The sequence below is a fragment of the Polyangium jinanense genome (assembly GCF_028435365.1).
In genome coordinates this window covers 91,255-113,827 of sequence record NZ_JAGTJJ010000009.1, presented here as the reverse complement: position 1 = coordinate 113,827, position 22,573 = coordinate 91,255, and the positions used below count along the sequence as shown (strand labels likewise).

Below are 22,573 nucleotides of genomic sequence, written 5' to 3'. Positions count from 1 at the left end.
ACGTCCGCAAGCGGCTTGCGAGCCCGGGCGGGATGGCGCCGGAGCGTCTGCAAACGACGGAAACCTGTTCCGCACCGTCGCGGCGCGTGCCGGGAGCCGTTTGCGAAGGGTCCTGCATCGAAGCGGGAGCCGCCCTCAGGCGCCTGCAGAGGTCTCCGCACCATCGCGCGAACGTCTTGCAGCCGTTTGCAGACGCTTCCGCGCCATCGCAGGTGCGTTTTCCGACGCTTGTGGCGCCGCCTGCGCCTTCGTCGGGGTTCAGGGCGTGGCGTCTGCCTCGGTCGTCTCCGTCGCGGCTTCGGACTTGCGGGTCTTGCGCCACGGGATCGTGAACAGGACCGTCTTCTCTCGGTCCTTGAGGATGTTCTGGATCGCGCCGAGCTCGGCTTCCCGCGTCTGCGAGAGCTCGGACTTGTAGAGCGTGAGCGCCACCTTTCCGCTCTGGAGGGCGAGGCGCGTCGCGTCTTCTTTCTTGTCGGCGTCGTTGAACTCGGCGAGCTCCATTTCGAGTTTTCCGACGAAGGCGAGGCGCAAGGGATCCGCCTCGGGGAGCGCCTTCAGATTCGAGAGGGCGGCGCCCGCTCGCTCGGCGAAGGTCGCGGCGGTCGCGCGGCGGAGCACGGAGGGGGCCTCGGGCAGGAGGGTGAGCACCTCCTTGGGGTTCTTGACGGCCATCGTGCGGCGAAGCTCCGTGTAGACGTCGATGACATCGAGCTTCTCGGCGTCCTCGATGGCGCGGGCGCGAATCTGCTCGTCCTCGGCTTTTCGCAAATCCGACAGGCGAGAATCGAGCTGCCCGACGACGGCGTCGGCCTCGGCGCCAATGGCAGCGAGCCCCGGATAACGCTTGGCGAGCGCGCCGCACATGGCGCCGCGGCGAATGAAATCGTGGCGATAGATGTCGATCGGCGTCTCTTCGATGTACGTCTGATAGGTATTGTTTGCCATACGGGTGGGTCGGAGGGTATTTCCGTGCGGTTACGGCCGTCAAGCGGCATCCCTCATCCCTCGCGCGTGTGCTGACGAGCGGCGCGGGCCTTGGTAAAGTGGTCGGTGATGGGCTCGAAGTCGTCGTGGATCGGGGTTGTTTTCGCCGTGAGCCTGTGTGTCGGGCCAGCGCATGCCGGGCCGGCGGAGGATCGCGCGGCGGCAGATGCGTTGTTCCAGGAGGCGCGGGCGCTCGCGAAGGAGGGGCGTCACGCGGAGGCATGCCCGAAATTCGCCGCGAGTCAGAAGCTGGATCCACGGCCGGGGAGGTTGCTCGCGCTGGGAGATTGTTACGAGACGGCGGGGCAAACGGCGAGCGCATGGGCGACGTTTCGGGAGGCGGCATCCGCGGCGCAGGCGGCAAAGGACGAGCGGCGGACGGAAGAAGCAGTGCGACGGGCCGGGGAGCTCGAGCCGAAGCTCGCGAAGCTGGTGGTGGAGGTAGCGCCGGAGGCGAGGGTCGCGGGGCTCGTGGTGAAGCGGAACGGGAAGGTGGTGGAGGCGGAGGTGTGGGGATCGGTGGTGCCGGTGGATCCGGGGGAACAGAGGATCGAGGTGACGGCGCCGGGGAAAAAGGCGTGGGCGGAGAAGGTGGTGGCAGGGGAGGGGGCGGTGACCAGGGTGAAGGTGCCGGCGCTGGGGGATGAGGTGAAGGTGGAGCGAGTGGCGTCGGCGAAGGAGGAGGGCGCGGGGAAGAGTTGGGCGCTCCTTGCGGTGGGCGGCGGTCTTGCCCTCGCCGGGATCGGGACGGGGATTGGGCTTCTCGTTGCTGCGAATGGTGCGGACGAGGAAGCCGACGCGCTCGACGCCTCGATGCCGGACGCGGCATGCGATCCCGCACACCCGGAGCACGCTGCGAACAAGGCGACGTGCGCGACATTGCTCAGCACGTTGCAGCGGAAAGATACGTTTTTCAACGTTGGCACGGGGGCCCTCGTCGTGGGTGGCGTCCTCGCCGTGGGCACGGTGCTCTATGCGTTGTGGCCCGCGGAGAAGCGCACCACGACTGGACTCACCTTCGTGCCCACGGTGACGACCACGTTTACGGGGATCGCGGCGAGGGGCCAGTTCTGAACGAGGAGACATGCTCATGCGCACACGTCACGCGGCCCTTGCCTCCCTGGGTATCCTCATTGCCGCGAGCTTCTGGCAGATGGCAGGTTGCTCGCTCGCAGCGGATGATTGCAGCCGTAACAACACCTGCGCGGAGGACGGCAAGCCGTACCAAGGCGGCGCAGAGGTTCCGGAAGAGTGCAGGGCGCTTCCGAGCGCAGAGCCATCGGTCATCAAGGATGAATGCGGGGTCTTCGTGAGCGCGTTGGCGGCGGATGGCGGCGATGGGACGAAGGCCAAGCCGTTCAAGAGTCTGCAAGCGGCGGTCGACAAGGCCAGGACGGTGACGGCTCGGATCTATGCGTGCGCGGACGGCGACTATGCCGAGCGCGTCGACGTGCCGGCCGGAGTCTCCATCTTCGGCGGGTTCGATTGCCAAGGCGCCGAGTGGAATTATGACACGACCAAGAAGGCGAGAATCAACCCGCCGGAGCCTGCGTCCCCGGATGAGGTGCAAGCATCCCTGCGGGTCGTCGGGGCTCAGACGACTCGGCTCGAGGATCTTCGTATCGAGGCGGCGAATGCGACGTTGAAAGGGGGTTCGGCGATCGCCCTGATCGTCGACGGCGCGACCGTGAATTTCGTGCGGACCGAGCTCATCGCCGGGAACGGCAATGACGGCGCGCAGGGGGTGACGCCAACGGACGACATTGGACCCTCCGATCCCGATGATCTCAACATCCGTGGCAACAGCGGCCAAAACGCTTGCATGGGCGGGGCCGGCGGGAACCCTGGGGGCGCCGCCAAGGCCAATCCGATTTGCAACGAATCGAGCGGCGGCAAAGGTGGCAACGGCCAGGAGACCTCGGGCGACGTGGGAGGGGATGGCATTCCCGCTCCCAACCCCAATCCGAACAACCGGGGGGTCGGCGGCCTTGGAGACACCGGTGCGGGGGATTGCGAAACCGGTCAGCCTGGCGCCAATGGAACGATTGGCAGCGACGGAGCGGGAGGCATGAACGACGGAGCGCTCGATGCCAGCAAGGGGCACATCGGCGTGAGCGGTCAGCCCGGTGGAAAGGGTACGATTGGGCAGGGCGGCGGTGGCGGCGGTGGTTCGAAAGGCAAGTCGGGCTGCTTTGGCGCCAGCGGCGGGGGCGGTGGGGCCGGCGGCTGCGGCGGAAACGGCGGGTTCGGAGGGATGGCCGGTGGTTCGAGCATCGGAATCGTGAGTATTGGCGCCACGCTCTCCTTCCAGATGGTCGGCATCACGACGGGCGCCGGGGGCTACGGTGGGGATGGCGGTTTCGGTCAGGCCGGCGGAAACGGCGGGAACGGCGGGAACGGCGGGAGCGGTGCAACCATGGGAGGCGCAACTCCCTACGGCTGCAACGGCGGTCCCGGGGGCAATGGCGGAGACGGCGGCACCGGCGGCGGCGGCCGCGGTGGTCATTCGCTCGGGATCGCGTACAGGGGCGGGAATGTCTCGGAAGCCGGTGCCACGATCACGACGGGCACTGCGGGGCCGGGAGGAATGGGCGGAGGGGCTATGGGAGGTGTTCAAGCCCCCCTGCACGGGTTTCCTTGATCCGATGCAGGCGCGACGAGGCGCCTCCCCTATCAGAACGCCACCAGCTCGCCCGTCGTACCGTTTGCCCCGGCGTTGCTCATGATGCCGCCGCCGAGGCCTCCATTGCCGGGGGTGCCCGGGGTGATCATCGTGCTGCCCCTCTTCTCGGGCGCTTTGCCAACGTGGGCGATGCCAACCGACGGCCCACCAGCACCACCGCCGCCGGGGCCACCATTGCCGCCCTCACCGCCGGCCCCGCCGGCGCACGCGCTGTTGGACGAACCCGACTTCAGGCCTCCAGACGCACCCGTACCACCGCCACCGCCGGTCTGCCCATCCCCCCCAGTACCACCACTCCCACCGGCCGCGGACTTCAATACACAATCCGAGAGCACGACCGATGCGTTGTAGCTCAGCAGCGCAATGCTCGCGCCGCCTCCAAATCCACCGCCGCCGCCTCGACCACCGCAGCCTCCGGTGCCCCCGCTCCCCCCGCTCGCTCCAGCGCGCGTGGTCCCACCGCAAACGCCCTGAGCCCCCCTGGCTCCACCACCACCGCCGCCTCCCTGGCCAGGCTTGCCGTACTCGCCCGCCATCCCTGATGTCGGGACATAACCAGTGGCATCAATCTTACCCGCGGTCGCGCCGGCGCCGGGCCCTCCCTTGTCGCCGGATTGTCCCGGCGTCCCATTGCCATCGTTCGCGCAACTCCAGGCGCCCGATTCGAACTCTCCAACTCCTTTTTGCCCGGCCGAGCCCGCCGGAGCGCCATCCGCTCCATCGCCTCCCGCGAACGCCATGAAGGACGGCGAGGTCTGAACGGTGCCGCCGTCCCCACCTTCGCCGCCAACGCTGGTCGAACCGTCCGGGCACATCTTCGTCATGGCTGCCCCGCCGGGGTTGTCCGCACCGGCCTCGCAGATCCCTTTGCCGGGATTACCAGACGACCCATTCAGTGTGTCGGGGTCATCGAGCGGAGTTTCTCCTTCCGCTCCGCCCTGCGCATTGTTGCCTTCCATGTTGCACCGCGAAAAATCCACGGTCGCTTCATTGGCGAATACCGCAATGGACGACTTCGCAGGCTGCATGGCGTCGGGGGGCAGCCCACTGTAATCCGGTGCCCGCGCCACGATGTCTTGGACCAGAAGGTCTCCTCCGCCGCTCACCCGCAGCGGAACCCCATCCTTCGGCGCGATGATCGCACGTTTTGCCGAATCGACCACATACGCCCAACCATTCGCACAGTCGAATCCGCCGAAGAGGGACACGCTATCGGCCTTGGCTTCTTCTGCGTACGTTTCCGCGCAAGCATAGACCCGAAATTTTGCACTCTTGGCCGCGTCGAGCCCCGCTTGAAGCGACTTGAATGGCTTGGCTTTGGTCCCATCTCCGCCATCCGCAGCGGATGAGCTCACGAAGATGCCGCACTCGTCCTTGATGACCGAGCTGTCTTCGCTCGGGAGCGCTTTGCACTCGGGCGAGACCTGTCCACCGCCGCGATATTCGTCGCCGTTTCGCAGGCAAATGCCATTCTCGCTGCAATCGCTGGAATACGAAGCACATGCCGCGAACTGCCCCATCGCGGCACATACCAGAACTCCGAGATACGCAAGGGACTTGTGTAGGGTGCGCATCGGCATGTCTCCTCACTTGCTGGAAGCCAAGGGAACGCGTCGATCTCGAAGGGATCGACGAACGAGACGCGGGCGGTCTCCTCAGAAGCGCCCGGACGCCGACAAACCTGCGAACGTGGGTGCCACGATCGGAAGCACGTCGAGCCCCGTCGTCGGGGACTTCTTCTTGGGCCATAGCGCGTAGGCCACGGTTCCCGCTGCGATCACCCCGCCGGCGATGGCCACACCCACGCCGACGTTGTGAAGGGTATCCGTCTTGCCGAGTTTGTCCTTGAGCTCGCTGCACTGGGCCGTGTACGTGCCGTGCTGCGGATGCGCGGTGTTGCAGACCGCCTCGGGGATCGAATCGCGAAGCGCGCGCGCAGCGGTCAGCTCGCTCTGGCCTGCCACGATCAGCCCAATCCCCGTCCCAATCCCGATCACCCCAAGCCCCGCGCCCACCGCGATGAGCGCCACACTCTTCCCCCCCGGCGTCCCCCCAATCTTCGGCGCCAGCACCAGACTCACTTCCTGCGCCTGCGCCTTCTCCACATCGACCGTCTTCAGCACGTCATCGTGCCCGGGCAGCTTCGCCTCGATCACCCGCTTGCCGGGATCCACGAAGACCGCCTTCGCCAGCGGCGCCTGACCCACGAACCGGCCGTCCACGTAGATCTTCGCGCCGCCGATGTTCGTGCCGATCGTCACCGTGCCGACGTGCTTCTTCGCCTCTTCCAGCCGCTTCTGCAGCGCCTCGCGCACCTCGGGTTTCCCGCCCGCCGGGAACTCCTCCAGCGCGTACGAAAGATGCTCCGCCGCGTCGCGGTGCTGGCCCAGCGTCATCTCCACATCGCCCAGATTTCCCGCGAGATCGAAGCTCTTTCGCAGATCCCACGCGGCCTGGTACGACGCCTCTGCCTCGGCCCACTTCTGCTCGTCGAAGAGCTTGTTGCCCTTCTCGAAGAGCTCCGCCGCCCGCGTCGCGTCGTCCGCGTAGGCAGGCGATGCACCCGCGACCAGGAGCGCGAAGCTCATCGTCGAAAGCAGTGCCTTGGTTCGCATGCTCATCCCTCCCGAAGCTCCCTAGAAAAGTCGCCGCGGTGCCGAAGCCGTCGTGGTCGGCGCGGCCGTCGTGGTCGGCGCGGTCTTCGTGGTGGTGGTCGTCGTCTTGCGTGGCGTCGTCGCGACCGGCTTGACCCCCGGTTGCGCAGGCGCCGTCGTCGTGGGCTCCGCCGCCGGCTCTTCCGCGGGCGTAGGCTCCGCCGTCGCCGCGGGCTCGGCAGGTGTGGGCTCGGCAGGCGTGGGCTCGGGCGCCGCTGGCTCCGCGGTCACGGGAGGCATCGGGATCTTGCCGGGCGTCGTCGGCACCGTGACGGCGATCGGCGCGCTCGACGAGACGCCCGCCTCGTTGCTCCCGCTCGACACCCTGCCGCGCAAGAGATACGCCGCGCCGCCGCCGAGCAGCGCCGCGACGACCACCACGCCGATCCAGATCCCGATGCTGCGCCCGCCTTCGTCCTCGTCTTGCGACGCTTGCGGGGCCGCGGGGCGCGAGCCCGGCACGGGCGCTGCGGGGCCGAGTGACGCGGAGGGGAGCATCGAGCGATCGATGCCGGCGCTTGCCGTCCACGGGCTCGAGTTCGGGTCCGCGATCTCGGCTTGCGGGGGCGGCGGCGGTGGACGGAGGCCGCCGGGGGGCAGCTCCATCTTCGTCGTGGGCATGTGCCGCGAGTCCATGACCTCGACCTTCATGTCGGCCGCGATCCGCACCTTGGCCATGTCCATGGTCTTCAGGCGCTGCCGTCGCTTCGGCACCTCGATCGGCGCGACGTAGGCGCGTGCTTCGCGCTCGCCGTGCGAGGTGATCACGTTCTCGCCTTCGGCCGCCGGCGCCGCGGACGGCGCTGCGGGCGTGCCCGCGTCTGCTTGCGGGGCTCCGCTCGGCGGCTGAGCTCCCTCGCGATTGTCGGCGCTCACGCGCTCCCTCCCGGGCCTTTCACGATCCAAGTGCTCCGCCGGACCATGATGCCTCGGATCGCCGCGTCAGCGCCACCTTCCGATCGTTCGTTCACGTCGCTCGTCTGGCCGTCGCGCACCTTGACGGGGGTAGCTCAAGCGACCCCCTGACGCCAAGGGCGATCTCCGACGCAAGCCCTCAGAGCTCTTTTATGGCATGACGCTCGCCGTGCCCACGCCCCTGGCCAGCCGTCTTCCCGCCCCGGACGATGTCGATCCGACGCTCGTCTTCGACAGGTTCCTCGACTACGTCGCCGAGAAGGAGCTCGAGCTCTACCCCGCCCAGGAAGAGGCGCTGCTCGAAATCGTCGGTGGCAAGAATGTGATCCTCAACACTCCGACGGGGTCGGGGAAATCGCTCGTGGCCACGGCGATGCACTTCCTTGCGATGTCGCAGGGGAAGCGGTCGTTCTACACGTGCCCGATCAAGGCGCTCGTCAGTGAGAAGTTCTTCGCGCTCTGCCGGGATTTCGGCCCGGAGAACGTCGGCATGATGACGGGGGACGCGTCCGTGAACCGCGACGCGCCGATCATCTGCTGCACGGCGGAGATCCTCTCGAACATCGCGCTGCGCGAGGGGGAGCGCGCGGATGTCGATTACGTGATCATGGACGAGTTCCATTACTACGCGGACCGCGACCGCGGGGTCGCGTGGCAGGTCCCGCTGCTCACGCTGCCGCAGGCCACGTACCTGCTCATGTCGGCGACGCTCGGGGGCGCGGACGCGTTCGCCAAGATCCTCACGAAGCTGAACGGCAAGGAGACCGCGCTCGTGCGCTCGCGCGAGCGGCCCGTCCCGCTCGACTTCGAGTACAGCGAGAGGCCGCTGCACGAGGCCGTGCACGACCTCGTCCAGAAGGGGCGCGCGCCGATCTACATCGTCAACTTCACGCAGCGCGCCGCGGCCGAGGAGGCGCAGAACCTCATGAGCCTCGACTACGCGTCGAAGGACGACAAGCGCGCGATCGCGAAGGCGCTCGAAGGCGTGCGGCTCGACAGCCCCTACGGCAAGGAGTTCAGCCGCTTCGTGCGCCACGGGATCGGGCTGCATCACGCGGGGCTCTTGCCGAAGTACCGGCTGCTCGTGGAGAAGCTCGCGCAGAAGGGGCTGCTCAAGGTGATCTGCGGGACGGACACGCTCGGCGTGGGCGTGAACATCCCGATCCGCACGGTGCTCTTCACCAAGCTCTGCAAGTACGACGGCCAGAAGACGGCGATCCTCAGCGTGCGCGACTTCCAGCAGATCGCGGGGCGCGCGGGTCGAAAGGGCTTCGACGATCGCGGCACCGTGGTCGCGCAGGCGCCCGAGCACGCGATCGAGAACCTCCGGCTCGAAGCGAAGGCGGGCAACGACCCCGTGAAGAAGAAGCGCATCGTGCGCAAGAAGCCGCCCGAGAAGGGCTACGTGCACTGGGATCGATCGACGTTCGACCGGCTCATCGCCGGCGAGCCCGAGCCGCTCGTGTCGCGCTTCTCGGTCTCGCACGGGATGCTGCTCAACGTGCTCGGGCGCGAGGGCGATGGCTGCCGGGCGATGAAGACGCTCCTCAACGACGTGCACGAGACCCCGGCGCAGCGGCGCATCCACAAGAAGACGGCGCTCTCGATGTTCCGCTCGCTCGTGCGCGGCGGCGTGATCGAGCTCGTGCCGCTCGCCGAGCGCGACGAGACGGGCCGAAAGGTGCGCGTTAACGCGGACCTGCAGGAGGACTTCACCATCAACCACGCGCTCGGGCTCTGGCTCGTGGAGACGGTGGAGCAGCTCGATCGCGACAGCGACCTGTACGCGCTCGACGTGCTCACGCTGGTCGAGAGCATCCTCGAGAACCCCGAGCTCCTCTTGATGAAGCAGCTCGACAAGCTGAAGCGCGAGAAGATGATCGAGCTCAAGGCCGCCGGGATGGAGTTCGAGGACCGCGTCGCGGAGCTCGACAAGATGGAGTACCCGAAGCCGAACGCGGACTTCATCTACGAGAGCTTCAACGAGTTCGCCAAGAAGCACCCCTGGGTCGCGCGCGAGAACATCCGGCCGAAGTCGATCGCGCGCGAGATGTTCGAGGGGCTCTGGTCGTTCTCGGACTACGTGAAGGAGTACGAGCTGCAGCGGAGCGAGGGGCTTCTCCTGCGCTACCTCTCCGACGTCTACAAGGCGCTCGTGCAGACCGTGCCCGATCGCGAGAAGACCGACGAGCTCGACGACGTGGAGATCTTCCTCGGCGCGATCGTGCGGCAGGTCGACAGCTCGCTGCTCGAAGAGTGGGAGCGGATGAAGAACCCCGACCGCGTGATGGCGGTGGTCGAGGGCAAACCCGAGCCGAAGGAAGAGCAGTTCGACGTCACCACCGACACGCGCGCGTTCGTGGCGCTCATCCGAAACGAGGTGTTCGCGCTGGTGCGCGCGCTCGCGCGGAAGGACTACGTCGAGGCGACGGAGCTCGTGGAGGCCGGCGGAGAGGACTGGACGCCGCGGCGCTTCGAGGACGCGCTCGCGCCGTTCTGGGAAGAGTTCGCGGAGATCCGCACCGATCCGAAGGCGCGCAGCCCCGAGAACACGCAGATCCGGCAGTGGCCTTTCATCTGGGAGTTTTCCCAGGTCCTCATCGACGAGGAAGGCGAGAGCAGCGGATGGGCGCTCGAAGGCGTGATCGATCTCGACAAGTCGCGTGACGCGAACAAGCCCGTGATCTCTCTGCGCCGGATCGCTTCGTAGCTCGCGCTTCCGTACGTCCGGGGAGTGCTCCACAATGGCGCCGTGAAGACCTCCCTGACTTCGGAGAACCTCCCCCACGCCACGCTCGCGCGGCTCGCCCAGGCGAACCGCGACTTTGTCCAGGCCTTCCCCGGCGAGCCCTCGCGCAGGCAGCCGGTGCACACGGTCTACGGCGGGGCGCACCTCTTCAAGGCGCGCACGTGTCAGCGATCCGGCGAGGTCGCGCTCGACGTGATGCGCACGTACGCGCCCGATCCCGTGACGTTCGCCCGCGCGCTCGGCCTCTCGTTCGCGAGCGCGTTGCCCGACGATCCGGCCGCGCTCAAGGATGCGCCTGCTGGCTCGCCGGGATACCTCGCGCGCGTCGTGCACGAGCGCGTGCTCGAGAAGCTCACGCGTGAGCCCGTGGAGGACTTCCGCATCGACTTCGAGGACGGCTACGGAAACCGCCCGGATGCCGAGGAAGACGGGCACGCCGTCGCGGCGGCGGAGCAGGTCGCGGAGGCCGTGACGAGCGGGACGGCGCCGCCGTTCATCGGGATCCGCATCAAGCCACTGAACGAGGAGCTACGCGGGCGCAGCGTGCGGACGCTCGATCTGTTCGTGACGACGCTCGTGACCCGACTCGGCGGACGTTTGCCCGAGGGGTTCGTCGTGACGCTGCCGAAGATCACGGTGCCCGAGCAGGTCGAGGCGCTCGTGGCGCTGCTCGAATCGCTCGAAGCCGCGCTCGTGCTCCCGCCGAAGTCGCTCCTGTTCGAGGTGATGGTGGAGACGACGCAGTCGATCTTCCTGCCGGACGGGCGCGTCGCGCTGCCGCACCTGATGGCGCTGGCGAAGGAGCGATGCACGGGCGCGCACTTCGGGACGTACGACTACACGGCCGGTTGCAGCATCACGGCGGCGCACCAGCACATGGCGCATCCAGCGTGTGATTTCGCGAAGCACGTGATGAAGGTGTCGCTCGCGGGGACAGGCGTGCTCCTGTCGGACGGCGCGACGAACGTGATGCCCATCGGTCCCCACCGCGCGACGGAGGGAGGGACGCTCGGTGCGGCGGAGCTCGCGGAGAACCGCGCGGTGGTGCATCGGGCGTGGCGGCTCGCGCACGATCACATCCGGCACTCGCTGGTGACCGGGTTTTACCAGGGATGGGATCTGCACCCGGCGCAGCTCCCGGCGCGGTACGGCGCGGTGTACGCGTTTTTCCTGGAGGGTCTCGAAGCCGCGGGCGCGCGCTTGAAGGCGTTCCTCGACAAGGCCGCGCAGGCGACCTTGCTCGGCGACGTGTTCGACGACGCCGCGACGGGGCAGGGGCTCCTGAACTATTTTCTCCGCGCGATCGCCTGTGGAGCGCTGACCGAGGCAGAAGCCGAGCAGATGACCGGGCTCGGCTCGGCAGACTTCGCGACGCGTTCGTTCGTGAAGATCCTCGCGGCGCGGAAGGGCTGAGCTGAACGAGTCCCTCACCCCCAGCCCCTCTCCCTCTCGGGAGAGGGGAGATGGGTGGGTCAGCTCCCGCGGTAGGTCGAGAAACCGTACGGGTTCAAAAGAAGGGGCACGTGGTGGTGCTCCTCCGGCGCGCGGAGGAGGAACGTGATCGAGACGGTCGGGTAAAACCCTGTCGTGCCCTGCGCCGCGTAGTAGGCGCCCGTATCGAAGGTGATGCGATACGTGCCCGGCTTCGGGCGCGGCTCGGGCGGCAGGAGGTCGCGCAAGCGGCCGTCCGCGTCCGTCTTGCCGCGCCCGAGCACGACGTATTCGCCGCTGTCTTCGAGGCGCTCGAGCACGATGGAGACGCCCTCCGCGGGACGGCCGCGGCTCGTGTCGAGGACATGCGTGGTGATGGGGCTCGTGCTCATGGCGAGAGGATCTTCTCCAGGCGAAGACGAGTGATCTTTTCTTGTTCGCCCACGGCGACGCGGAGCTCGGTCTCCGCGTCGTTGCCGAGCCGCGCGCGCAGGATCGCGAGCAGCTCCTCGCCCGTCTTGCCCGTGGCGCAGACGAGGTAGATGCGACCGAACTTCGCCTCGTAGGCGCGGTTTCCCTCGGCGATCGCGGCGCGCACGTCGTCGGCCGATCGCGCGGCGCCGGCCTGCTCGTTCGCGGCCCATGCAGCCGTGGACTTCGAGGCCGCGGAGGGCTCGCCGATGCGGGGATGGTGCGAGAAGGCCTCGTCCCAGTCGGCGACGTCGAGCGCGTTCCAGTGCCGCGACGCCGCTTCGAGGAGGTGGGCGCGGCTCTGGAAAGGCCGCTCGTGGAGCATCCGATCGACCCAGCGGGCGCTGCCGCAGCAGCGCGTGAGCGCGACGCGCGCTTCGTCGCCTTCGAGGTCGTTCAAGGCGCGGCACTCGTCCACGGTGATGTCCTCACGTGGTGAGCGGCGCGCCGTAGAGCCGCAGCCGTGCGACGCCGCCGTCGGGGAAGATGCGCAGGCGCACGTGGCTCACGGGCTCGCTCGCCTGCAGCGAGAAGACGTGCCGCGTGTGCGCTTCGAGCTTCGTGCGCGGCAAGAGCTCCTTCCACGCGGCTGCTTCGAGCGCCTCGGGCGAGTCCTCTCCGCGGAGGAAACACCCTTCGAGCGAGCAGCTCTCGGGGTAGTTGCCCTTGAAGTGCGTCGTGTCGATGTCCGTGCGCACGAGCGTGCCTGCGCGGCCGAGGCGGACGATCGCCCAGTCGTGCCCCGGGCCGCGGCGCCTCTTGCTCTCCCAGCCGTCGCCCATGTCGCGCGAGGGGCCGGGCAAAAGGAGGTTCCGTCGATCCGAGAAGAACTCGTCGCTCGCGGCGATGACCACGCCGCCGTGCTCGACGGCTGCGAGATCGAGGACGCGGTGCTCGGAGAGGAGCAGGGCCCAGTCGGGCTTCACCGTGCCGTAGACGCGCAGGCGCGCGACGCCGCCGTCGGGGTAGATGCGGAGTTTTACGTGGGAGTAGGTCCCCGCGTCCGTGATCACGAAGAGGTTCTGCGAGCCCGGTTTGACCGCGGAGGGCGGCAGGATCTCGGTCCATGCGACGTCCGACCCGAGCAGCGCTTCGAGCGGCCGGTAGCCGGGCACGGACGTCGCCTCGATGGAGACGCGCGCCGGGGCGTTGCCGAGGAAGTGGCTCGTGTCGACGTCGAAGCCCGCGATGCGACCTGCGAGGCCGAGGCGCACGATGCACGCGTCCTCGCTGCCGACGCGACGGCGCCGCGACTCCCAGCCGTCCATCCACTTGCCCTGCTCGGTGTACTTGCCCGGGATGAAGACGGCCTTGCCGGGCTTGAGCAGGTTCTCCTTCGGCGCGAAGAAATCGTCGGTCGCCCAGATCGCCGCGCCGCCGAGGCGCTCCGACGCGAGATCGACCATCGTCTCGAAATCAGCCATCGTTTCCTCTTCGTTCACGCACCACGCCCCAGGAGCGGGACGCCGAGGGGCTCGTCACGGACGACGCCGTCCTCGTACACTGTTTGACCACGAAGGATCGTCATCTTCACCTCGCCGCGCAGCGTTCGCCCGAGGTAGGGCGTCACCTTGTGGCGATGACGCAGGATCGAGGGCTCGACGACGAACGTGGCGTCGGGATCCCAGACGACGAGATCCGCGTCGAGCCCGGGCGCGATGCGGCCCTTCTTGTGCGAGAGGCCCGCGAGCCGCGCGGGCGCCTCGCACATCCACCGCGCGAGATCCGAGAGCGTCGCGCCGCGCTGGCTGGCCTCGGTCCAGATGAGCGACAAACCGAGCTGGAGCGAGGCGATCCCGCCCCACGCGCGCAGGAAGTCGCCTTCGTCCGGCAGTTTGAGCCGCGGCGTGCACGGCGAGTGATCCGAGACGACGAGATCGATCGCGCCGGAGACGAGCGCCTTCCACAGCCGCTCGCGGTTGTCGCGTTCGCGGATCGGCGGCGCGCACTTGTACTCGGTGTGCCCTTCGGGGACTTCCTCGGCGGCGAGCAGGAGGTAGTGCGGGCACGTCTCGATCGAGAACGGCAAGCCCTCGGCGCGCGCGCTCGCCACGTCGTCGAGCGCGCCTGCGGCCGAGAGGTGCACGACGTGCACGGGGCCGCCGAACGTGCGGCAGAGCTCGACCATCCGGCGCACGGCGCGCTCCTCCCACGCCGGCGGGCGCGAGGCGAGGTACGTGGCGTAGCTGCGCGGATCCCCTGCGGCCTCGGGCGCTTCGCCTTCGAGCTCCGCGTGCACGAGCAGGGGCACGCCGAGGCGCGCGAGGATCGGCATCGCGCGGCGCAGGTCGCCCTCTTCGGCCATCGGGAAGTCGTCGATGCCCGAGTGCACGAGGAACGCCTTGAAGCCGAGCGCGCCGGCCTCGACGAGCGGCTCGAGCTCGCGCTCGTTGCCCGGCACGACGCCGCCCCAGAAGCCGTGATCGACCCACGTGCGCCCCGCGGAGGCGCGGCGCTTCTCGTCCAGCGCCGCGCGTGTCGTCGTGACGGGGATCGAGTTCAGCGGCATGTCGACGACCGTGGTGATGCCGCCCGCGGCGCACGCGCGCGTGGCCGTTTCGAAGCCCTCCCACTCGGTGCGCCCCGGCTCGTTGACGTGCGCGTGCGTGTCCACGAGGCCGGGCATGATCACGCGGTCGCCCGCGTCGATCGTGCGCACGCCCTGTGGAACGGCCGAGGGATCGAGCACCGCGGCGATGCGGCCGCCGGCGATCGCGATCGCGGCTGCGCGCACGCCGTCGGGCAAGACGACGCGGCGGCTCTTCAGCACGAGGTCGAACGGGGCGGGATCGTGGCTCGTCATCAGGCAGGCAGCTTCGCCGAGAGGAAGGACTGGAGCTTGACGATGTTCTTCTCGTCGCGGGAGAAGCTCGGCGCTTGGTAGCTCTGTGCCCAGCCCGCGACCTCGTTCAGGAAGGCCGTCCGCGTGCCGTCGTCCTCGAGGATCTCGTCGACCGTGCGACCACGCGCGGCGCCGCGGGTCAGGTCGCGGACGTACCTTTCGAGGCGATTGTAGTCCTTGCCGAGCAACTCGACGATGAGTGCCTTGTCGGTCGCGAGCCTTTGGAGCGCGGGCGCCTCGGCGCGCACGGCCGGGTTCTCGTCGATCGCGAGCGAGGCCGCGACGCGCAGGACGAACGCGTCGTCGAGGTAGCCGAGATCCTCGATGCCATCGGGGATGAGGTCGAGCGACTTGAACAGGTAGTTGAGCCCCGCCGCGACGTAGCGTCGCGCCGAGAGGGGCGCCGTCGTCGACGCGAGGAGCTGCGCGACGTCGTGGGCGTCGGCGGCGAGCGTGCGCAGCCACTCGGGGAACGTGTTCAAGCAACGGGTCTCGAGCTCGGTGGTCATGAAAGGTCCTTTCTTCTCTCGGTCACGGGGCCTTCGGCTCGTTCGTTTTCGGCGGGGGTTCGGGGGCAGAGCTCGGCTCTGCCGAGCGGAGCCCCCGAGGTGGAGAAGGACGCCAGCCGAGCACGCGCAGCGCGTTCAGCGAAAACAGCTTCAGGATCTCGTCGTCCTTGCGGCCACGCTTGGAAAGCTCGCGGGCGAGCGCGGGCAGGTGCGAGGCGTCCTCCATGCCCTCGGCCGGCTTGATGTCGCCGTCGAAGTCGCTGCCGATCGCGACGTGATCGATGCCTGCGACGGCGATCATGTGCTCGGCCTGGGCCACGACATCCGCGAGTGTGACCGCGCCGTCGGCCTTCACGAACAGCGAGTGGAAGTTCAGCCCCGCGACGCCGCCCGTACGACCGATCGTGCGGAGCTGTTCGTCGGTGAGGTTGCGCGGGACGTCGCAGAGCGCGCGCGCGTTCGAGTGCGTCGCGACGATGGGCGCGCCGTGCGCCTCGGCGATGGGGACGAGATCCCGGAAGCCCGCGTCGGAGAGGTGCGAGACGTCGACGAGCGCGCCTTTTTCGTAGATGCGCGCGGCGAACTGCTTGCCGAGGTCGGTCAGGCCGTAGTTCGCGCCGCCGCCGGTCGCCGCCGAGGCGAGCTTGTTGTTCCTCGCGTGCGCGAGGCTCACCAGGCGGACGCCACGATCGATGAAACGATCGATCGCGGTGATGTCCTCGGCGAACGCGCCCGCGCCTTCGATCGCGAGGAAGGTGGTGATGCGATCGGGCTCGGCGACGCGGGAGCGGAGGGGCAGGAAGATCGAGCTCGCTTCGACGATCGAGACGGCCGCGCGGTAGATCGCCTCGGCGTCGTCGATCTTCGGGCCGCCCTTGATCTTGTCGGAGATGTAGATCGGCAGGACGACGCCGCCGTAGCCGCCCTTTTGCAGCGCCTCGATGCGCGCTTGCCCTTCGGTGAGCTTGGGCGAACGGCCCTTGCCGTGGACTTGCCAGGGGACGTCGACGTGCAGGTCGACGACCATGAAATGTGGCGCAGGCTCGGCGGCGGCAGCGCCGCGCGGGCTCGCGAGGCTCACGACCAGCGACGCGGCGAAGGCGATCGTCGCGGCAAAGCGGGCCGTGAGCAGGAGCGGAGCCACGTCACGAGCCTCCCGCGAGGTAGCCGATCAGGATGCCGAGCAGGAGCGTGCCGATCGCGATTGCAAGGGCGATCGGCACGGGCACGCCGCCCTTCTGCTGCGGCAGGGGCGGCGGGGGCACGATCGCCACCTGCGGAGGCATGCGGGCCGCGGCCGTGGCGCCACGCGGCTCGGCGCTCATCTGCGTGCCGCCCGCGGGTTGCGGCGGGTAGAGCACGGCGGCGGGCGCGGGCGCGCCGTGGCGCGGCGAGGCGGCGGGATCCGTATCGGCGACGGCGAACGAGCCCGACACGGGCGCCATCGGCGGCGGCGTCTGGCCCGTCGGCAGGATGTCGACGACGGGCATCGCGGTCGTGGCCGCCGAGGCCAGCGTCGCGGCGCTCTCATGTTGTGGCTTCCAGCCGCCGTTCACCACGACCTCGGGCGCCTCGGCGCGCGCGAGGGCGGCGAGGACCTGGGCCATCTCCTCGGCGGTCTGGAAGCGCTTGTTCGGGTCCTTCGCGAGGGCGCGATCGAAGAAGGGCGTGAAGCGATCGAGGTGCGGGGCGAAGACCGTGATCGGGGTCGGGTGGCCGACGATGACGGCCGTGAGGCGCGTGAAGTCGTTGTCGGCGTCGAACGGAAGCTGGCCCGTGAGCATCTGGTAGAGGATCGTCGCGACGGACCAGAGATCGCTGCGCGGGTCGACGTTTTTCGCGCTCTTGATCTGCTCGGGGCTCATGTACCCGGGCGTGCCGATGAGCGCGCCGGTGCGGGTCTTGTTGCCCATGCCGCCGGCGGCATCCATGACCTTCGCGATGCCGAAATCGAGGATCTTCACGACCTCGTTGCCGCCCGGATCCTTGGCGACGAAGACGTTGTCCGGCTTGAGATCACGGTGGACGACGCGCTGCCCGTGAGCGGCGGAGAGGGCCGCGAGGATCTGGCTCGTGATGCGATAGGCCTCGGGCACGGGGACGATGACGCCGCCGTCGAGCTTGTCGCCGAGCGACTGGCCGCGGAGCAGCTCCATCACGAGGTAGGGCGAGCCGTCCTCGGCGACGGCCGATTCGAGGATCGGCACGACGTTCGGGTGCACGAGGTTCTTCGTGGCGGTGACCTCGGCGAGGAAGCGGTCGCGGACCTCGGGGATGCGGGTGAACTCCTCGTGGAGGAGTTTTACGGCGCGCTTGCCTTCGCCTTGCACGCTCTCGGCTTCGTAGACGGCGCCCATGCCGCCTTCGCCGAGCAGACGCACGAGCCGAAAGCGCCGGTTGAGGGTCGCGCCGACGAGCTTCTCGGCCGGGCTCGAAGTGGTCATGCGGGGCGAACCTTACCAGAACCGCTCCCGGAGTCGGAGTGGGCAGCAGATCCTCCGCCGTCTCCGGACATGGGGGGGTTCGGTTGGGCGAATCGCGCGTCCTCGTCTCCGCCCGAGGAGGGGCGGGATGCCGGCTACGGCTTCGAAGCGGGGGGAGGCGGAGCGGGTTTGTCCACTGGTGGCGGTACGAGCGCCGGCTCCGAGCCGTTCACCGCGGATGCAGCCGGCGTGGTCTCCGGCTTGGACCCGCTCCCCGGCGCATCCTCGATGAGCTTGGCATCATAAACGCATCGGAATCCCTGCTCCCAGACCTCACGCGCGCCGGCCCGGATCGTCCCCTCGTAAGCATTGAAGTTCTGACCGAGCACGCTGCTGAAGTTCAGGCCGATCGTTCCCTTCTTGTCCCCACGAAGGACCCACTCCGACACGTTTCCGAACATGTCGGAGAGCCCATTTTTCGATACGTCGTCCTTCCTCTCGCCATCGCAGCAAGGGACCCCTTTCCCTATGCACAAGGCTCCTTTGGCGGGGAGGGTGCCGTCCCAGGCATACCCTGCTCCCATGGCGACACGCAGGGCACGACGCCACTCGTCTTCGGTGGGCAGGCGCCCGCCTTTCCAGGCGCAGTAACTTTGAGCCTGCTGGCCGTTCACGCAGTTGATGGGGCATTCAGCCCGCACTTCGCATTCCCCCATGCCGGGGTATCCGCGGTGTGTGCACTGCTTTTGGCTGATGCATTCCTTGTAACCCTTGGCCGTGACCTCCGTCGGGTCGATGCAGAACGCGCCGCTCCCTTCTGCCGCGACTTCCGCTTCGATGAGCACGCCACGCTCGCAAACGCTCCGCTGGGTCTTGGGCACGGTCGGTTGCGGCGACGGCGCAAGAGGTTCCGGCGGAGCCATGGTCGCCTGCAGCGGTGCCGTTGGCTGCTGTTCCGGCACGACCTGGCTCGGCGTGTTTCCCCGTGCCGTCACGGTGAGCGAAACCACGAGCACGAGCGCGGTCAATGCTCCTGCCGCGATCGAGGCCCCACGCCATCGTTTGCTGGTCCGCTCGTGCTGCTCCGCGAGCCTTTGGAGCTCCTTGATCACCTCGGCCTTCGATGTCGAGCTCGTCTCCAGGGTACTCTGTTCGTCCTTGAGCCTTTGGAGCTCGTCTTCCAGCTCCGCCATCCTGCCATGCGTGTCGAGCAACTTCTGTCGAGCCTGCTCGGCGAGACCGCGCAGCTCTTTGGAGCTCTCCTGCATGGCCTGGAGCTGCGTGAAGGTGTCCTTCAGCGCAGCCTCGGCGCTTTCGCGTTTCTCGCGCTCGTTCGATAGCTCTGCGGCAGCCCGGGCGCTCTCGCTCGACCCGGCGGCGGCCTTCTCCCGTATCGTCCTGAGTGTGGCCTCGAGTCGCGCGTGCTCCGCCTGGAGTTCGTCCTTCTCCTCCTGGAGCCGCCGTGAGCGCCCCATCAAGGTCTCGCAATGGGCTATCGTATCGTCGAGACGCGCCTGCAGTGCGTCCTTCTCCTCCTGGACCCCGCTCGCGGAGCTCAGCTGGGATAACTCTGCGTTCAGGGACGCGCATGTGCGTTCGAGCTCGTGGCACCTCTCGCGAAGCGCGTTCGTCTCTTTTGCAACGTCATCGGCCTCCCTGCGGGCGACGTTGAATGCGTCTCGTATGCCCTCCAGCTCGACCCTGTGGTCTTTCTGCAGGAACTCCAGGAACTGGCTCTTGGTTCTGTGCAGGAAATAGAGCTGGTCATGCGCATTGGCCAGGTCACGGGCTGCTTTGGCCGCCCCGCGCTCGTAGCCCGTCGAACGCGCCGTCGCGTACGCCCCCTCCACCCGCATGAGGCATCGCAGGATCACGTCGATCACCAGGTACCGGATCTCGTCATCCTGCGGCGTGGAGGGGAGGGGCATCTTCCCGAGCACGCCCATGTACGTCTTGCCGTTCCGGAGATTGGACAGCGCGTCCTCCATGGAACGGTTCTCCGACGCTGCGAATTGGGCCGCGTTACGAAGCTGCTGCACCACCAGCTCGTTCCCATCCGTGAGCAGCCATGCGGCGACACAACCAAACGAGAAAAGATCCGCGGGCGGACGGACCGCCTGGTTCGCCCAGAGCGCCCGTGTCCCCTGGGGCGACTTCGACGTGCCGAGGACGCGCAGTCGATAACGCCGCTCGACCGCCTCCTCTCGTTGCGCGGTCCCGCCGCCGGGGGGCTGCTGGTCGTCCGCGTAGCCGAGCACCTCATAGGCCCCACCTTGACCATCCCACACGTAATCGCCCTCGGCGAGCTCCGTTCTGCAGGCGATCTCGCACTCTTGACCCTCGACGAGCGACCCACTCGCGAGGATCCGCGCAGACGACTCGATGGCGTTGTTGACGCCGGTCACCTCGGGCGCGACGAAATGATGCCGTCCATGAATGACGACCGTCTCCCGCGGCAGCATGACGCGGCGGGCTTGACCGAAATCGATGACCGTCGGGACCTGGACCTGCGCCGCCTCCTCGTCGAGTCGCGACGAGAGCGAGACCATGACGTTCTCGGGGGCGATGTCGCTGTGAACATGACCGAGCCTGTGGATCTGCTCGAGCGCCTCCGCAATCTTCACGAGGCACGTGAGGCGCATGAGGAAGGTCTCTCGTAGCCATTCGTCCCTCTGCCGCTCGGGGTGGGCCAGCGTGAAGATGTCCCGGCCGCGATATCCTGGCCTGCGGCGCGCCAGCAGATCCCCGTATTCGCGGAGATTGACGTGCAGAAGCTCCAGGTAAATGCAGGGCCTGAACAGGAAGTTCACGGTGTCGCAGGGGCCGCGGTGCTTGCATGGCCGGCGGCCGAGGAGACGCCCGAAGGACTCGTCGGTCTTCTGGAACGTGTGATTGTCTCCTCCGCAGTGCAGGATGACGCGGTTTCGCATCCCCTCGGAGATCTCGCCTTCGTTGAACAAGGGCGCTTCGCACTCGGGACAACGTTCCACGACGAACACGTCGCCGCATTCCCCGCAGACGAAGGTGGGCGGTCGACGCCGTTCGACCCCCCGCATGCTCACGATGTTCCTGCGGCCCCGCAGATGGTCGAGCAGCTCGACCTCGCGCTCGAACGCGATGTTCGCGTCTTCCGGCGTGGCATCGAGGAAGATTTTCGCCACGACATCCGATCGGACGGATCGATCTTCGCTGACGATGACCTCTTCCGCCTGGACGACCTGCGCATACGCGCCCTGGCCCATGCGAACCACCTGGAAGGCAGGGTCGCCATTGGGGGCCTGAACCGATCGGATATCATATCGTATGCTATGCGTCATGCTGACCTCGGGCAATACAGAAAATAGCCGCTCGCTCCGGAGCTTGCGTCCGTAGTCCGACCAGAAGTCCTCGATATTCTGTGGGGGCCCTCAACGTCCCGAAGGGGCCAAGCTCGACTTCCAGCCCCGTCTGCGTGGCTTGCCCGCCATGCAGCCACAAATCGATCTCTCGCCCGCCTGCGCGTCGGCGAACGGTCCCTGACCATTTCGTGTTCTCGTGGATGATGAAGCTGAACATCGGTCCACGACCCGAGATGTTCAGCACGAATTCCTGGTTCACCTTCAAGGTTCGATTGCGCAGAATCTTGAGGGGCGGACCGTCCGGGGACAGACCTTTCCACGTCATCGTCCCATCGGGGGCCGGGTATACGATGTCGATGGTTTTTCCGCGGTGTTCGAGTGTGGTCATCCGCCTTTCGAGCTCCCCGCCGATGGCCCGGCCATCCACACGCGTCGACGCGCGCGCCTCGCGTCCTTCGGGGGTCCTTGCCAATGCATCTTCGAGCGCCATCATGCCTGGGTATCGAGCCTCGAGCGGGCGTGCCATCGCCCTCATGATCACGCTATCGAGCTCCTCGGACATCTCGACCCGCGTGCGCGGTGGCCGGGGCTCCTGCGTCATGCGTGCGCGTAGCGTCGCCGTGCGGCGGTCCTCCCCCGTCGCCTCGAAGGGGAGCTTTCCGGTGAGGAGATCGTAGAGGGAGACGCCGAGCGCAAACACGTCCGCTCGCTCGTCGAGGGGTCCCCGGAAGAATTGCTCGGGCGCCATGTACTCCGGGGTGCCCGCCATGCCGACCCACGTGCCCTTGCGGCACGCAATGCCGAGATCGATGATCTTCACGACCGGATCGGCGGTACCGGGGCCATCCACCGGGGATGGCGCGTGCAGGAACATGTTGGCGGGCTTGACGTCTCGATGAACGAGGCCGGCCGCGTGCACGGCATCGAGACCTCGACAGGCTTGCATCACCATGTGAACGCATTGCGTTGCCGATAGCTGTTCCTCGTGCTGGAGGTCCCCGAGATCTTTCCCGCGGAGCATCTCGTAGACCAGATAGCGCCCTCCCTCCGGGATCGTGCCGGCGTCGAAGATCTGGAGGACATGCGGATGATGATCGATCTGCGCCGTGCTGATGCCGTCCTGCCGGAAGACCTCGATCGCGGCCTGCCAGCGGAGCTCGTCGACGCGCATGTCGTCGAGGATGAGCTTCATTGCAAATGGTTTGTGCAATTCCTCGTGCATGACGAGGTATACTTTCCCGTGCCCACCCGACGAAAGATGGCGGAGGACACGGTATCGGTCGGTGATTTTTTGCCCAACGAGGGAGTCACTCGCATCGAAAGGTACGACGTATCGTTCGATTGCTTGGAATGCCGTTCCATCGAACGGGCACGGCCGCAGATCACTTCTCGAGACCGCCCCACATCGAACGCATACGGAAGTGGTCATGCGCGGGAGAGATAGTCGAGCTTTGAATATGTATGCAAGTTTGCGGACGATTTAGGTAAAACCCTCGGTTTTTCCGCGGAGAGCCTGCCGCCGCTTGCCATTTCAGGGAGGCCGTTGGGCGCGGCTTCGGTTCGGCCGAGCC

General features: G+C 67.6%; 17 protein-coding genes. 4 read left to right on the top strand and 13 right to left on the bottom strand.

Features of this window, described 5'->3' with window-relative positions; all coding sequences use genetic code 11:
• Window positions 1–258: 258 nt before the first annotated feature.
• The gene (locus KEG57_RS19500; protein WP_272422562.1) at window positions 259–948 is read right to left on the bottom strand and encodes a hypothetical protein; all 690 of its coding nucleotides are present in this window, start codon (window positions 946–948) and stop codon (window positions 259–261) included.
• A gap of 108 nt (window positions 949–1,056) precedes the next feature.
• On the opposite strand from KEG57_RS19500, the gene KEG57_RS19495 reads away from it, so the two are divergent.
• Both KEG57_RS19495 and KEG57_RS19490 read left to right on the top strand, forming a co-directional pair.
• Window positions 1,057–2,061 carry a tetratricopeptide repeat protein gene (locus tag KEG57_RS19495; protein ID WP_272458688.1) on the top strand — a complete coding sequence of 335 codons (1,005 nt, stop codon included), beginning with the start codon at window positions 1,057–1,059 and terminating at the stop codon, window positions 2,059–2,061.
• A gap of 16 nt (window positions 2,062–2,077) precedes the next feature.
• Window positions 2,078–3,628, top strand: a complete 1,551-nt coding sequence (locus KEG57_RS19490; protein WP_272422560.1) for a hypothetical protein — start codon at window positions 2,078–2,080, stop codon at window positions 3,626–3,628.
• A 32-nt stretch (window positions 3,629–3,660) separates the two neighbouring features.
• Here KEG57_RS19490 and KEG57_RS19485 read toward each other — a convergent pair whose 3' ends face one another.
• The 3 genes from KEG57_RS19485 to KEG57_RS19475 form a co-directional block, all read right to left on the bottom strand.
• Window positions 3,661–5,244 carry a hypothetical protein gene (locus KEG57_RS19485; protein WP_272458687.1) on the bottom strand — a complete coding sequence of 528 codons (1,584 nt, stop codon included), beginning with the start codon at window positions 5,242–5,244 and terminating at the stop codon, window positions 3,661–3,663.
• An 81-nt stretch (window positions 5,245–5,325) separates the two neighbouring features.
• Window positions 5,326–6,285, bottom strand: a complete 960-nt coding sequence (locus KEG57_RS19480) for a PEGA domain-containing protein (protein ID WP_272422558.1) — start codon at window positions 6,283–6,285, stop codon at window positions 5,326–5,328.
• Window positions 6,286–6,306: 21 nt separating this feature from the next.
• Window positions 6,307–7,200, bottom strand: a complete 894-nt coding sequence (locus tag KEG57_RS19475) for a flagellar basal body-associated FliL family protein (RefSeq protein WP_272422557.1) — start codon at window positions 7,198–7,200, stop codon at window positions 6,307–6,309.
• A gap of 196 nt (window positions 7,201–7,396) precedes the next feature.
• Between KEG57_RS19475 and KEG57_RS19470 the strand changes: the two genes are divergently transcribed.
• Window positions 7,397–9,949: a DEAD/DEAH box helicase gene (locus tag KEG57_RS19470; protein WP_272422556.1), complete on the top strand. Its 2,553-nt coding sequence runs from the start codon at window positions 7,397–7,399 to the stop codon at window positions 9,947–9,949.
• 42 nt (window positions 9,950–9,991) lie between these two features.
• Entirely contained in the window at window positions 9,992–11,401 is a 1,410-nt protein-coding gene (locus tag KEG57_RS19465) for a DUF6986 family protein (RefSeq protein ID WP_272422555.1), read from the top strand.
• Window positions 11,402–11,460: 59 nt separating this feature from the next.
• Here KEG57_RS19465 and uraH read toward each other — a convergent pair whose 3' ends face one another.
• The 9 genes from uraH to KEG57_RS19420 all read right to left on the bottom strand — a co-directional run bounded on the left by uraH (window position 11,461) and on the right by KEG57_RS19420 (window position 22,431).
• A complete protein-coding gene (gene uraH / locus KEG57_RS19460; RefSeq protein WP_272422554.1) occupies window positions 11,461–11,811 on the bottom strand; it encodes a hydroxyisourate hydrolase in 351 nt (116 codons plus the stop codon).
• Window positions 11,808–12,308, bottom strand: coding sequence for a 2-oxo-4-hydroxy-4-carboxy-5-ureidoimidazoline decarboxylase (gene uraD, locus KEG57_RS19455; protein ID WP_272422553.1), 501 nt, complete (start codon window positions 12,306–12,308; stop codon window positions 11,808–11,810). Before uraD ends, uraH begins: the two co-directional genes overlap by 4 nt.
• A gap of 10 nt (window positions 12,309–12,318) precedes the next feature.
• Entirely contained in the window at window positions 12,319–13,314 is a 996-nt protein-coding gene (alc, locus tag KEG57_RS19450; RefSeq protein WP_272422552.1) for an allantoicase, read from the bottom strand.
• Window positions 13,315–13,328: 14 nt separating this feature from the next.
• Complete coding sequence (gene allB, locus KEG57_RS19445) at window positions 13,329–14,693, bottom strand: allantoinase AllB (protein WP_272458686.1); 1,365 nt, start codon at window positions 14,691–14,693, stop codon at window positions 13,329–13,331.
• Window positions 14,693–15,241, bottom strand: coding sequence for a DUF1232 domain-containing protein (locus tag KEG57_RS19440; RefSeq protein ID WP_272422550.1), 549 nt, complete (start codon window positions 15,239–15,241; stop codon window positions 14,693–14,695). Before KEG57_RS19440 ends, allB begins: the two co-directional genes overlap by 1 nt.
• Before the next feature lie 22 nt (window positions 15,242–15,263).
• A complete protein-coding gene (locus KEG57_RS19435; RefSeq protein ID WP_272458685.1) occupies window positions 15,264–16,385 on the bottom strand; it encodes a dipeptidase in 1,122 nt (373 codons plus the stop codon).
• Window position 16,386: 1 nt separating this feature from the next.
• Window positions 16,387–17,685: a serine/threonine-protein kinase gene (locus tag KEG57_RS19430; RefSeq protein ID WP_272422548.1), complete on the bottom strand. Its 1,299-nt coding sequence runs from the start codon at window positions 17,683–17,685 to the stop codon at window positions 16,387–16,389.
• A gap of 134 nt (window positions 17,686–17,819) precedes the next feature.
• The gene (locus KEG57_RS19425) at window positions 17,820–20,906 is read right to left on the bottom strand and encodes an SUMF1/EgtB/PvdO family nonheme iron enzyme (protein WP_272458684.1); all 3,087 of its coding nucleotides are present in this window, start codon (window positions 20,904–20,906) and stop codon (window positions 17,820–17,822) included.
• 64 nt (window positions 20,907–20,970) lie between these two features.
• Window positions 20,971–22,431: a serine/threonine protein kinase gene (locus KEG57_RS19420; protein WP_272458683.1), complete on the bottom strand. Its 1,461-nt coding sequence runs from the start codon at window positions 22,429–22,431 to the stop codon at window positions 20,971–20,973.
• Window positions 22,432–22,573: the final 142 nt, after the last annotated feature.